This is a genomic window from Tessaracoccus flavescens (genome assembly GCF_001998865.1).
Lineage (GTDB): Bacteria > Actinomycetota > Actinomycetes > Propionibacteriales > Propionibacteriaceae > Arachnia > Arachnia flavescens.
Genome location: NZ_CP019607.1, coordinates 3,561,457 through 3,573,710, shown reverse-complemented (window position 1 = coordinate 3,573,710; position 12,254 = coordinate 3,561,457). Strand labels below are relative to the sequence as shown.

At 68.4% G+C, this 12,254-nt stretch carries 14 protein-coding genes; 10 read left to right on the top strand and 4 right to left on the bottom strand.

The window, feature by feature from the left end; translation table 11 throughout:
* The first annotated feature begins 18 nt into the window (after positions 1-18).
* Together BW733_RS17300 and BW733_RS17295 are read left to right on the top strand one after the other, a co-directional pair.
* A complete protein-coding gene (locus tag BW733_RS17300; RefSeq protein WP_237268426.1) occupies positions 19-639 on the top strand; it encodes a thymidine kinase in 621 nt (206 codons plus the stop codon).
* 160 nt (positions 640-799) lie between these two features.
* Positions 800-1,009 carry a hypothetical protein gene (locus tag BW733_RS17295; RefSeq protein ID WP_152024794.1) on the top strand — a complete coding sequence of 70 codons (210 nt, stop codon included), beginning with the start codon at positions 800-802 and terminating at the stop codon, positions 1,007-1,009.
* Here the strand turns inward: BW733_RS17295 and sepH are convergent.
* Positions 981-1,943 carry a septation protein SepH gene (gene sepH, locus BW733_RS17290; RefSeq protein WP_161490283.1) on the bottom strand — a complete coding sequence of 321 codons (963 nt, stop codon included), beginning with the start codon at positions 1,941-1,943 and terminating at the stop codon, positions 981-983. The two genes, BW733_RS17295 and sepH, sit on opposite strands and share 29 nt — an antisense overlap.
* Before the next feature lie 178 nt (positions 1,944-2,121).
* On the opposite strand from sepH, the gene BW733_RS17285 reads away from it, so the two are divergent.
* A complete protein-coding gene (locus BW733_RS17285) occupies positions 2,122-2,418 on the top strand; it encodes a DUF4193 domain-containing protein (RefSeq protein ID WP_077353116.1) in 297 nt (98 codons plus the stop codon).
* Between the two features lie 69 nt (positions 2,419-2,487).
* Here BW733_RS17285 and BW733_RS17280 read toward each other — a convergent pair whose 3' ends face one another.
* Entirely contained in the window at positions 2,488-2,781 is a 294-nt protein-coding gene (locus BW733_RS17280; protein WP_077352506.1) for a DUF4235 domain-containing protein, read from the bottom strand.
* Positions 2,782-2,843: 62 nt separating this feature from the next.
* On the opposite strand from BW733_RS17280, the gene BW733_RS17275 reads away from it, so the two are divergent.
* The 5 genes from BW733_RS17275 (at position 2,844) to BW733_RS17255 (ending at position 7,622) form a co-directional block, all read left to right on the top strand.
* Positions 2,844-3,293, top strand: coding sequence for a DUF3093 domain-containing protein (locus tag BW733_RS17275; protein WP_077352504.1), 450 nt, complete (start codon positions 2,844-2,846; stop codon positions 3,291-3,293).
* Entirely contained in the window at positions 3,290-3,745 is a 456-nt protein-coding gene (dut, locus tag BW733_RS17270; protein ID WP_077352502.1) for a dUTP diphosphatase, read from the top strand. The genes BW733_RS17275 and dut overlap by 4 nt, the downstream gene beginning before the upstream one ends.
* Positions 3,742-4,470 carry a DUF3710 domain-containing protein gene (locus BW733_RS17265; RefSeq protein WP_161490282.1) on the top strand — a complete coding sequence of 243 codons (729 nt, stop codon included), beginning with the start codon at positions 3,742-3,744 and terminating at the stop codon, positions 4,468-4,470. Before dut ends, BW733_RS17265 begins: the two co-directional genes overlap by 4 nt.
* A gap of 24 nt (positions 4,471-4,494) precedes the next feature.
* Positions 4,495-4,821 (top strand): OB-fold nucleic acid binding domain-containing protein, encoded by a 327-nt coding sequence (locus tag BW733_RS17260; protein WP_237268246.1) that lies wholly within the window; start codon positions 4,495-4,497, stop codon positions 4,819-4,821.
* A gap of 182 nt (positions 4,822-5,003) precedes the next feature.
* Positions 5,004-7,622, top strand: a complete 2,619-nt coding sequence (locus BW733_RS17255; RefSeq protein ID WP_077352498.1) for a leucine-rich repeat domain-containing protein — start codon at positions 5,004-5,006, stop codon at positions 7,620-7,622.
* Between the two features lie 7 nt (positions 7,623-7,629).
* On the opposite strand, the gene BW733_RS17250 is transcribed toward BW733_RS17255, so the two are convergent.
* Positions 7,630-8,310 (bottom strand): potassium channel family protein, encoded by a 681-nt coding sequence (locus BW733_RS17250; RefSeq protein WP_077352496.1) that lies wholly within the window; start codon positions 8,308-8,310, stop codon positions 7,630-7,632.
* A 31-nt stretch (positions 8,311-8,341) separates the two neighbouring features.
* Positions 8,342-9,055, bottom strand: a complete 714-nt coding sequence (locus BW733_RS17245; protein WP_179947125.1) for a potassium channel family protein — start codon at positions 9,053-9,055, stop codon at positions 8,342-8,344.
* 34 nt (positions 9,056-9,089) lie between these two features.
* Between BW733_RS17245 and BW733_RS17240 the strand changes: the two genes are divergently transcribed.
* Both BW733_RS17240 and BW733_RS17235 read left to right on the top strand, forming a co-directional pair.
* The gene (locus BW733_RS17240; protein WP_077352492.1) at positions 9,090-11,084 is read left to right on the top strand and encodes an APC family permease; all 1,995 of its coding nucleotides are present in this window, start codon (positions 9,090-9,092) and stop codon (positions 11,082-11,084) included.
* A complete protein-coding gene (locus BW733_RS17235) occupies positions 11,081-12,208 on the top strand; it encodes a class I SAM-dependent RNA methyltransferase (RefSeq protein ID WP_077352490.1) in 1,128 nt (375 codons plus the stop codon). The genes BW733_RS17240 and BW733_RS17235 overlap by 4 nt, the downstream gene beginning before the upstream one ends.
* Positions 12,209-12,254 lie beyond the last annotated feature (46 nt).

Here is a 12,254-nt window from a genome sequence, read left to right as displayed (position 1 = left end):
GTCTTCCACACCGGACCGATGGACTGTGGAAAGTCGACGCTGGCCCTGCAGCTCGACTACACCCAGTCCACCCATGGCCGGAAGGGGCGCATCTTCACCTCCCTTGACCGTGCGGGGGAGGGCAGGATCACGTCGCGGCTGGGCCTGAGCGCCGAGGCGATCGAGATCGACCCGGAGTTCGACTTCTGGCGCTTCATCATCGGCGAGCTGACCACCGGCAAGCGGGTCGACTACATCGTGTGCGACGAGGCGCAGTTCTACTCACCCGAGCAGGTCGACCAGTTGGCCCGCATCGCAGACGAGCTGCAGTTGGACGTCTACGCGTTCGGCATCCTCTCCGACTTCCGGACCCATCTCTTTCCCGGATCGCAGAGGCTGATCGAGCTGGCAGACAGGATCGAGTCGCTGCCGCTCGGACCGCTGTGCTGGTGTGGGGCGCGTGGAACCCACAACGCGCGCACGCTCGACGGAATCATGGTCACCGAGGGGACGCAGGTGGTCGTCGGCGACACGGTCACCGGAGGCGAAGTGCGTTATGAGGTGCTGTGCCGGGCGCATCACCGTCGCCGGATGACGGCGACGCGGGCGAAGGCGACCCTCTCGCCGGATCCGCTTCCCTTCGATCCCGACAATTTCTGAGCCACGCCGCCTGACAACCGCGCAGTCGACTTGGTCATCCGGGGCGAAGACGTTGTCAAAGAGCGTGTGAACCGCCAGCATCGGGGCCACGGTGCCGTGAAGGGGCGGCGCCCCCTGACAGCGGGTCCCCATGCATCTGCAACGAAGAAGCCGCCGTGTGGTGGCTGTGACGGCAGCCGGCGCCGTCGGGCTCGGCGGGCTGCTGACCGCCGTGACGCCGGTGGTCAGCTCTGCCGCCGATGGCGTCAATCTCGCCCTCCCCGCGAGCGGGGGCGTCGTGAGCGCCTCAGGCAACGAGGTGGTCGACGGTCGCTGGACGTACCGGATGGCCATCCGTCGGGTCATTTGCCCGTCGGGCCGCCGAACATGATCTCGTCCCAGGAGGGGACCTTTGCCCTGCGCTTGCGCGACTTCGGGGCCTTCTTCGGCTCCTCATCGGTCTCGACGAGGGCGTCCTGCTGCGGCTCGGTCGGCTCGGGTTCCGGCTGCGCGGGTTCCGGCTCGGCCGAGGCCGGCTCGGGGGAGGCCTCGGGCTCCGGCTCGCGGTCCTCCTCGGGCTCCTCGTCCTCCAGGAAGACCTTGCGGGTGGGCTCGTCCGCCTCGTCGCCCCAGTCCTCGTGTTCCGCCCCGGGCTGCGTGCCGGTGGCGTCGTAGAGCACCGGGTCGAGGATGCCGGTGTAGATGCGCACCGAGTCCTCGCTGATGCCGCTCAGCATGTCGTAGAGGCGGTCGAGCTGAGAGGTGTCCTCGTTGCCCTCATGCATCAGCTCCGAGGCGGGCACGTCGTCGCCGGGGGTCTCCGGTCCGGGCTGGCTGACGGCGCGCACCAGCGCGAGTTCATCGTCGAAGTCGACGGTGTTCTCCTCCTCGGGGCGCGCCCCTGGGAGTTCCTCACCGATCATCCACCGGGCGTCGGCGTTGTGGGCGATGGAGAAGCGTGCCTTCGGGTCGAAGATGAACTCCGCCTCGCGCGCTTCCTCGTCGCCCTTGAGGTGCGCGCTCACGCGCCACTTGAGGTCGGACTGGCGCCACGCGTCCCACTCGACGCCCTCAGCGTCGATGCCGCGGGAGCGGAGCCGCTGGGTGATCAGGTCGCCGAGGCGGCGGTGGCTGCCCGCCTCACCGCGGCGGCGGACCGTCGCCGTCTGCGCCGCGCCGGCGATGTGTTCGCGTTCGGCAAGCACCGGACCCGCGAAGGCCTCGATGTGCTCGACTTCCATGCCCGATTCGCTTGCGACATCGTCGACTGATGCGCCCGATCGGATCCGAGCCTGGATCTCCCGGGGGGTCAGAGCGTTGTCCATGATTCCTCGTCCATGTGCGGTAGTGATTGGGCACAACTTACCAGCGCCCCACATCGACATGCTGCAGGCGCTTGGGTGGGGTTGCACAATGGGGCGTGACAAGTGGTGGGCCGGTGCGCGCGGCAGGCTCGCGATGTGGTACACATGTGCGGTCGCGGCGAAGAAAGGACAGTTCAGGATGGCAACTGATTACGATGCACCCCGCAAGACCGAAGAGGAGATGAGCGAGGACTCGCTCGAAGAACTCAAGTCGCGCCGGAACGACAAGAACTCGGGGAAGGTCGACGAGGACGAGGTCGAAGCGGCCGAATCTTTCGAACTGCCCGGGGCGGACCTGTCGCACGAGGAACTGACGGTTCGCGTGCTGCCTCGGCAGGCCAACGAGTTCACCTGCGCCTCGTGCTTCCTCGTGAAGTCGACGAGCCAGCTGGCGGAGACGCGCGGTAACGACAAGTACTGCGTCGACTGCGTCTGATACGGGGTACGACGATGAAACCGGCGGGAGAGATCCCGCCGGTTTCTTCGGCTCCAAGTGCCGATCGGCTCACAAGTCGAGCTTGTTGCGCAACTTGCCTGGCGACTTGTGGTCGAAGTTGCGATCCCACCGGTTCGCCACCATCCGGTTCATGATCAGCTGGGTCATGCCGACGCCGAGGCCGCTCGCGGTGGCCCAGATCAGGGCCTTGGTGAGGGGAACGTCTGGATCGTTGGGGTCCGGAGGGGTCTCGCCCGTCGAGGCCTCCCAGATCTTGGTCACCAGTTTCTGGGAGACGATCGTGGTCACGGCGCCGACGACGCCGGCGTAGACCTTCCACATGAGTTTCTCGGTCACTGCCATCCGGGTTCCTTTCGCTGAAGGCGCATCGTCATCCATTATGCCCAACCCGATAGAGTGATTTCGTGACCTATTCGGAACGCCTTCACATCCCCTGGTGGTGGCTGCTGGTCGCCGTCGCCTTCGCCGCCAGCATGGCGGTCGCCGTGACCGCCTACGTGAAGCCGAGCGTCGGGATCGCCTTCAGCGTGCTGCTGATCATCGGGCTCGTGCTTGCCCTCTTCGCCTACAGCCGCACGCTCGTGTCGGTGGACGCGAGGGGACTGGCCGCCGGCCGGTACCGCGTCGAGCCCGAGTACATCGCAGGCGCCACTGCGCTGGAGGGCGAGGCCGCGCGGAACGCACTCGGCCCCGAAGCCGACCACCGCGCCTTCCTGTTCACCAGGCCTTTCCTGTCCTCCCTCGTCCGCGTCGACCTCGCCGACGCCCACGACCCCCATCCGTACTGGCTGGTCAGCACGAGGCATCCGGGAGAACTCGCTTCGGCGATCGAGAAGGTGAGCAGGGTGGCATGAACATCGACACTCTCACGACGAGCGGGCCACTCCCCAGCTATGCCCAACCGGGCGACGCGGGAGCCGACCTCCGATCCACCGAGGACGTCGTCCTCGCACCGGGGGAGCGGCGTCTCGTCGGAACCGGCGTCAGCCTCGCCATCCCCGAGGGACATGTCGGGCTCGTCACCCCCAGGTCCGGTCTGGCCGCCCGGGCAGGTCTCAGCATCGTCAACTCGCCGGGTGTCATCGACTCCGGCTACCGCGGCGAGATCCGGGTCTGCCTGATCAACCTCGACCCGGCGGTCCCCATCGAACTCGCGGCGGGCGACAGGATCGCCCAACTGGTCATCATGCCGTTCGTCCACGCATCGTTTGTGCCCGTGGAGGCGCTCGATGCAACGGTGCGCGGTGTGGGTGGCTATGGTTCTACCGGCGGTTTCACCCGCCTACACGTGGAGGAAACGCAGTGATTTTCGGACGCAAGAAGCGCAACACCGAGGAGATCGTCGACGACGTCGTCGTGGACGAGACCGCCGAGGAGGCCACCGGACAGGCAGAAGAAGCGCCGGCCGAGCCCGAGACCGAGCTCAGCAAGGCCGAGGCGAAGGCCCGAGAGTGGGACGACGCCTTCGACCGCGAGGAGGGTCCATTCGACATCTCCGAGGTGGACCTCGAGGCAGATGAGGACGACGTCAAGCGGCTCGACCTCGGCAGCATCATCATCACCCCCTTCGAGGGGATGACCATGCAGCTGCAGGTCAACCGCGAGAGCAACAAGGTCCAGTCGATCCTGGTCGGCGACGGCGAGTCCGGCCTCGAGATCGCGGCCTTCGCGGGCCCGAGCAAGTCGTCGATGGCGCCGGAGATCCGCGAGGAGATCATCAAGGGCACCCAGCAGCAGAAGGGCCAGATCGCCCTGGTCGAGGGACCGTTCGGCACCGAGCTGCGTCGCGCGCTTCCCGTCACCGACCCCAACGGGAACCCGGCGACCCACGTGTCGCGCACCTGGCTTGTCGCCGGGCCCGGATGGCTGCTGCGCGGCGTCCTGCTGGGCAAGGCCACCTTCGAGCCGCAGAACGAGGCGGCGCAGGTCGCGCTGTTCGAGTTCTTCAGCAACATAGTCGTGCGGCGTGGCACCGCCCCCGCGGCACCAGGCAGCCTTTTGCCGATGCAGGTCCCTCAGGCAGAGGGCTGAGCGATGCCTTCGCTCGGTGAGCGGATGCGGAAGTTGTTCCTATCCCACGAGGAACTCGAGAACGAGGAACTGCGTGAGCAGTCTGAGGTGGCGGGAGTCCAGACGGTCGCCTCGGCCGAGCCTCGCTCGCGGGTCCAGCTCCGCGGCACCATCGTCTCCCTGACCTCCGACGCCAAGAACGGCTGGCTGGAGGCCGAGGTCAACGACGGAACCGGCACCGTCCGCCTCGTGTGGATGGGCCGCAGCCACATGCAGTGCCTCATCCCGGGGCGCCACGTCCAGGTCGAGGGTCGCCTCGCCCTGGAGGACGGCGTGCCCGTGATCTACAACCCGGACTTCGAGCTCCTCTGAGCCCTTCCGTAGTGCTCATCGTCGAGCCTTCGCGGGCCGGGCGCCAACCTCAGAGGCACTGCTAGACTCCCAGCGTCACGTGGAGAACTGGGTGCGAACCCCAGGCTGACCCGCAACCGTAACTGCCTCGCAGGAGCCGGACCAATGCGTGACGAGTGCATTGTTCCGCGAGGTATCGGGACATGACCGACGGCTACGCCCGCGGCCCCTCCGACCTCGCACAGGCCGGAAAGGCAACACCCAGTGTCGACACTGACAAGGGGCTGGGCGGTCGGGACCGCCGTCGCAGCCCTCATCCTGACCACCGCCCCCGCTGCACCGCTCGCGAGCGCCGCGCCACTCATCCCGGACGACGGGCTGCGCGCCTGCGTGACCGAGCGACTCAAGCTGCCCGTCGGGTCCGACCGACGGCAGACCAGCTCGCGACGGTCACCGACCTGAGCTGCGTCAACCGGTCGGTCGCCTCCCTCGAGGGGATTAAGCACCTGACGGGCCTCACCGAGCTGATCCTCTCGACCAACCAGATCACCGACCTCACCCCGTTGTCCGGGCTCACGGGCCTGAACCGGCTCCTGCTGCCCGGCAACCCGGTTTCTGACCCCGCGCCGCTCGCCACGCTCACCTCGCTGCGCGTGCTCAGCCTGGACAGCTCCGCCGTGACGAGCCTTACGGCGCTAGCACCGCTGACCGGCCTGACCGACCTGTCCGTCACCCAGCGCTCAAAGTCGCCCCACCCGGGCATCGACAGCCTCGACGGCGTCCAGCACATGACCGGCCTCAGCAGGCTCGTCGCCAACAACTCGCGCATCTCCGATCTCGGACCCCTGGCGGGCCTGACGAAGCTCCAGAGCCTCCACCTGCTCGGAAACCAGATCAGCGACCTCACCCCGCTCACCGACCTGACCGGGCTGACCAGCCTCGGCCTCTCGAGCAACCAGATCACCTCCGTCGCGCCGCTGGCGGGCATGTCCAAGCTGACCTCGCTCGACCTCGGCACCAACCGCATCGCCGACCTGTCGCCGCTCGGGAGCCTGGACCAGCTCGGTTTCATGGGCCTGAAGGCCAGGTGGCAGAGCGTCACCCTCGACGCCGTCCCGGCAGAGCTCGTCACCTCCGTCCCGTCACCACGACCGCGCACCGGCGGCCCGGCCGTCACCCTCACCCCACCCACGGGAATCACCGTCGACGGTGGACGCGTCACGTACCCGTCGCCCGGGAGCTACTCCTGGACGTTCGCCGACGGCGCGTCCGAGTTCGGCGGAACGATCGTGCAGCCGGTGACCGAGAAGGTCCTCGACCCGGCGGTGATCCCCGACGCGGGGCTCCGGTCCTGCATCGCTGAGGCGGCAGGCAGCGACGGTGTGCCGACGCGCGCCGACGTCGCGGGCCTTTCCACGCTCCGCTGCGCCGACCGCGGAATCACAGATCTCGACGGGCTCGCAGACGCGGTGTCGCTCGCCTCGCTCGACCTCTCCGACAACCCGCTCGGCGACCTCGGAGAACTCGGTCAGCTCCCGGCCCTCCGCACGCTCGACCTCTCGCGGACCGGCCTCGCCCGCATCGGCCAGGTCGCCTCGCTGCGCGGGCTCGACCGCGTCGTCCTCGACGGCAACCACCTGCGTGACCTGACCGGTCTCGCCTCGGCGGCGACGGCCTTCAGCGCCCTGGCCCAGACCTCGACTCTCCCCGAGATCACAGGAGACGGCAAGCCCACACCCGTCACGGTGGTCGGCGCAGACGGGGCCCCACTGACCACCGCCGCGCCCGCGGGCGTCAGCGTGAAGGCCGGCGTCGTCACCTACCCGACGGCGGGCAGCTACACCTGGAGCTTCTCCCACCCCTCGTTCAGCGGAAAGGTGACGCAGAAGGTGACCCGTGACCGTCAGGTGGCCGATCCGCACGCGGGCGCCGCCGCATGCCTGGCCGCACGCAACGTCTGGGTCGTGGTGGAGCGCGACACCGGGCTGCAGAGCGGGGGATGCGCGACGCGCTTCTCCACGGGCCTCGAAGCGCTGCACAGCGCAGGCTTCGCGACCACCGGCGACGGCTTCATCCGCACCATCGGTGGCCACCCGACGGGAGACGCCGGCGAGATGTACTGGTCCTACTGGCAGGCGAACCGCCCCTCCAGCAGCACCGTCGGCAGGTGGACCTACTCGCAGCTCGGCGCCTCGCAGTCGACCCCGGAGCCAGGCAGCGTCGAGGGATGGCGGTTCGTCAGCTACGCCGGCGGAGCGCTGGCCGATCCACCCACCTGGCGGCCGAGCTTCCCCGCCACCCCGAAGCCCACCGTCACGCCAAGCCCGACCGGATCCCCGGTGCCGACACGCACCCCGCGGCCGACCGCGAGCCCGACCCCCACGGCCAGCCCGACGGCGGGACCCTCCGTGGACGTGTACAGCACCCCTGGCTACCACCAGGTCAACGGACGCCGCTGGCTGACGACCTGCGAACCGTACTCGCGCACCGTCCGCTGCCGCACCGAGGTGTGGGCGACCCAGGTCTCGCTCACCGACGGACGCTACGTCCAGACCACCGGGTGGGCGTTCAACAACCTCACCTACCAGCCACGGATGACACGGGCGCAGTGGGCGGGCAACCCCCTCGCACGCACCGGCGAGTTCACCTCGGCGGGGCGTCGGTGGCACACCGAGTGTGACACGGCGCTGACCGGACGTGGAGGGTGCCGAAGCTTCATCTGGCAGCCCAACCGGGTCGCGGCCACGAAGGGGCCCGACGGCAGGTGGAGTTACGCGGTGACGCCGGGTTGGGTGTTCAACAACCTGGTCCGCTTCGGCTGAGCCGAACTCAGAGGTCGAGCTCGTCCTCGTCGTCGTCCGTGAGGAGGGCGGCGAGTTCGGGCTCGGACTCCTGGGTCGCGACGAACAGCAGCTCGTCGGAGGCCTCGAACGCGCGGTCCCGCTCAGGGGTCAGCGGGATGCCGTCACGGATGATCGCCACCAGCACCGCGTCGACGGGGAAGTCGATGTCGCGCACCCGCATGCCGACGAGCCTTCCGTCCTCGGGGAGCGTCACCTCGGAAAGGTGGGCCGTCGACTTCTTGAAGGTGAGCAGCCGGACGAGGTCGCCGGTCGAGACAGCCTCCTCCACGAGCGCCGACATCAGGCGCGGCGTGGAAACGGAAACGTCGACGCCCCACTGCGCGTCGAACATCCACTCGTTTCCGGGATGGTTGACGCGGGCGACGGTGCGCGGCACGCCGAACTCCGTCTTGGCGAGCAGCGAGTAGACGAGGTTGGCCTTGTCGTCACCGGTCGAGGCGATGGAGACGTCGCAGCGGTCCAGCTCTGCCTCCTCGAGCGTCTGCAGCTCACAGGCGTCGGCCTCTATCCACTCGGCGCCCGGAACCGAATCGGGCTTGATGGCCGAACGGTCCTTCTCGATCAGCAGCACCTGGTGCCCGTTGGCGATCAGCTCGCGAGCGATCGAGCGCCCGACGTTCCCGGCTCCAGCGATGGAAACCCGCATTGTGTAGTCCTCGTGTCGTGGGTGGGTTGCGTCAGTGTTTCTCGGGCGGGCTCGCGAAGAGCGTCTCGATCTCATCGGTGCGGTCGGTCATGCACGCGACGTAGATCAGATCGCCGTCCTGGTAGATGGTCTCCCGGTCAGGGACGAGACCCCGTCCGACACGCAGCACGAACGGGATGGGGGCGTCGGCCTCGTGGGACAGATCGCGGATCTTCCTGCCGAGCCAACCGTTGTGGACGTGCACCTGGAGCAGGCGGGCGTCACCGGTCGGATCACGCCAGACGGGTTCGCTTCCGGAGGGGAGCAGCCGACGCAGCACCTGCGTCACCGTCCAACGCACCGTCGCCACGGTGGGGATGCCCAGCCGCTCGTAGACGGCCGCGCGGCCCTGGTCGTAGATGCGCGCCACCACGTTCTCCACGTGGTAGATCTCGCGCACGACTCGCGCGGCCAGAATGTTGGAGTTGTCTCCCGAGGAGACGGCTGCGAAGGCGTCGGCGCGACGGATGCCCGACTCCTCGAGGACCTCACGGTCGAAGCCGACGCCCTTGACCGTCGTGCCGTTGAAGTCCGGCCCCAGTCGGCGGAACGCCTCCGGGTTGACGTCGATCACGGCGACGCTGTGGCCCCGCTTCTCCAGGCCTGTCGCCAGCATGGCTCCGACGCGGCCACAACCCATGATGACAATGTGCACCGGGTTCCTCCTTCGGGTGTGTGCCGAACATAGCACCGAGTCAGCGATCATGACATTTGAGGCAACTAGGTCTACGTTTGTGCGCGTGAAGGTCTTCTCGGGTATCAAACGCCTGCTGTTCGGCAGGCGTCTCGCGAATGCGCAGATGGGCGAGACACTGCTGCCTAAGCGCATCGCGCTGCCCGTCTTCGCCTCCGACGCGCTCAGCTCCGTGGCCTACGCGCCGGACGAGATCCTGATCACCTTGTCTCTCGCCGGCATGGCGGGGTTCATGTTCTCGTGGGAGATCGGCCTCGCGGTCGGCGTCGTCGTAGCCGTCGTCGTCATGTCGTACCGGCAGACCGTCCACGCCTACCCGAGCGGTGGAGGCGACTACGAGGTGGCGAAGGTCAACCTCGGTCGCTACGCGGGGCTGACGGTCGCGTCGTCACTGCTGGTCGACTACATGCTCACCGTCGCCGTCTCGGTCTCCGCCGGGGTGATCAACGCGAAGGCCATGCTGCCCTTCCTTGAGGGGCATGAGGCCTGGACGGCCGTCGCCGTGATCGTCTTCCTGACCATCGTCAACCTGCGCGGCGTGCGCGAGTCGGGCGGCGCGTTCGCCATCCCCACCTACGTGTTCATGGGTTCCATGCTCGCCATGATCGGCATCGGGCTGTTCCGCATCTTCGTGCTCGGGCAGGAGTTGATGAGCGAGACGGCCGACCTGATCGTCGTGCGTGAGGACGGCGCGGAGGACGTCATGGGATGGGCGCTCGTCGCCATCCTCGCCCGCGCCTTCTCCTCGGGCTGCGCCGCGCTCACCGGCGTCGAGGCGATCAGCAACGGGGTGCCCGCCTTCAAGCCTCCGAAGAGCCGCAACGCCTCACGGGTGCTCGCCATGCTCGGGCTGCTCGCCATCACGATGCTGCTCGGCATCATCGCGCTTGCGAACCTCACGAAGGTCCACCTGATCGACGAGCTGACCGGGACGCACTACATCGATGCGCTTGGCAACACGATCCACTCGGCGGCCACCACGGTGACCGGCCAGCTCGCGCGGGTCGTGTTCATGGACTGGTTCCAGCCGGGCTTCTACATCGTGGTCACCGCGACGATGCTGATCCTGTTCCTCGCGGCAAACACCGCGTTCAACGGGTTCCCCTCGCTCGCCTCGATCCTGGCGAAGGACGGCTACCTTCCCCGCCAGCTGCACACCCGTGGTGACCGGCTTGCCTACTCCAACGGCATCGTCGCGCTCTCGCTGGCCGCCATCGCGCTCGTCCTGATCTTCAACGCCTCGGTCACCGCGCTGATCCAGCTGTACGTCGTCGGGGTGTTCATCTCGTTCACGCTCGGCCAGATCGGCATGGTCAAGCACTGGACCCGCGAGCTGAAGGTCGAGTCTGAGCCGGAGAAGCGCAAGAAGATGCGCCGCTCCCGCATGATCAACATCGTCGGCGCCACCCTCACCGGCATCGTGCTTGTCATCGTGCTGATCTCCAAGTTCACCCACGGCGCGTACCTCGCCGTCGTGGCCATGGGTGTCTTCTTCCTGCTCATGCTCGCCATCTCGAACCACTACAGGGCCGTCGAGGAGGAGGTCGCACTGACCCCCGACTCCGACCGCGCCCTTCCGAGCCGGGTGCGCGGCGTCGTGCTCGTCCAGCAGGTCAATCTGCCGACCGTGAAGGCGATCGCCTTCGCGCGCGCCACCAGGCCGACCACGCTGACCGCGGTCACCGTCGCCATCGACGACGACGCGGTCGAGGAGATCCTCGACCAGTGGGAGGCCGAGGACTTCGGCATCCCGCTGAAGGTGATCGCCTCGCCGTACCGCGAGATCACCGGCCCCTTCATCAAGTACGTGGCGAAGCTGCGCACCGAGAACCCGCGCGACGTCGTGAGCGTCTACATCCCCGAGTTCGTCGTCGGGCACTGGTGGGAGCAGTTGTTGCACAACCAGACGGCGCTGTTGATCCGCACCCGGCTGCACTTCATGCAGGGAGTGATGGTCACCTCCGTTCCCTACCAGCTCGCCAGTTCCGATGCGCGCAAGCAGCGTGCCCGTAAGGCCTCCGCGCCGAGGCCTCCTCGATGATCGAGGTCACCCTCGGCGCCGTCGCACACGGCGGCTTCGTGGTCGCCCGCGCGGAGGGAAAGGTCATCTTCACCACGGGAGGACTACCCGGCGAACGCGTCGTCGTCGAGGTCACGGAGCGCGGAAAGCGCTTCGACCGGGGCCGCGTCGTCGAGGTGCTCGACCCCGCCCCCGGACGCGTCGAGCCGCCCTGCCCGATCGCGGGGGAGTGCGGGGGATGCGACTGGCAGCACGCCGACGCGGCCACCCAGCTCGACCTGAAGACCGCTGTGCTCGCCGAGCAGTTGCAGCGGCTCGCGGGCGTCGCCTGGGAGGGCAGGATCGAGCCGGTCGACGGTGGGCTGACGCGGTGGCGCACGCGGCTCCGGTTCGCCGCCGACGAGAAGGGTCGCCTCGGCTTCCGGGCCCGCCGGTCCCACGCCGTGGTCGCGCTTCCCGACAGCGGCTGCCTGATCGCCGACGATCCGCCCTATGGCGAGGCGGCCAAGGTCGCCGTCCCGGGTGAGGAGGTGAGCGTCGCGGTCGCGACCGAGGACGCGACCAGCGTCGGCCCTCGGATGGCGATCGGGCCTGATCCCGTCCGGCAGCGCGTGGGGGAGCGCTGGTACGAGGTGTCGGCCACCGGCTTCTGGCAGGTCCACCGCGAGGCGCCTGAGGTGCTGACCCGGGCCGTGCTCGACGGCCTGCGCCCCGAGCAGGGCGAACGCGCCCTCGACCTCTACTGCGGCGTCGGCCTCTTCGCAGGAGCGCTCGTGGACGCAGGCTGCAGCGTGCTCGGCATCGAGCTCAGCCGCCCAGCCATCGTGCACGCCCGGCGCAACGTGCCGGAGGCCCGCTTCATCGCCGCCCCGCTCGAGCGGGCCCTGCGGGACCTGCCCTCGAAGGTCGACCTCGTCGTCCTCGACCCGCCCCGCAAGGGGGCAGGGGAGAAGGTCGTGCGCGCCGTCGCTGCCACCGGTCCGCGGCGGATCGCCTACGTCGCCTGCGACCCTGCGGCGCTGGCCCGCGACCTCGCCACGTTCCTCGACGAGGGGTACGGCGTCGAGTCGATCCGCGGCTTCGACCTCTTCCCGATGACCCATCACATCGAGGCCGTCGCGATCCTCACCGCCCCAGTCGGCTGAGCCATGACGCCGCTGGTCGGCGCCGCATTCCAGCCCTTGACGGTGT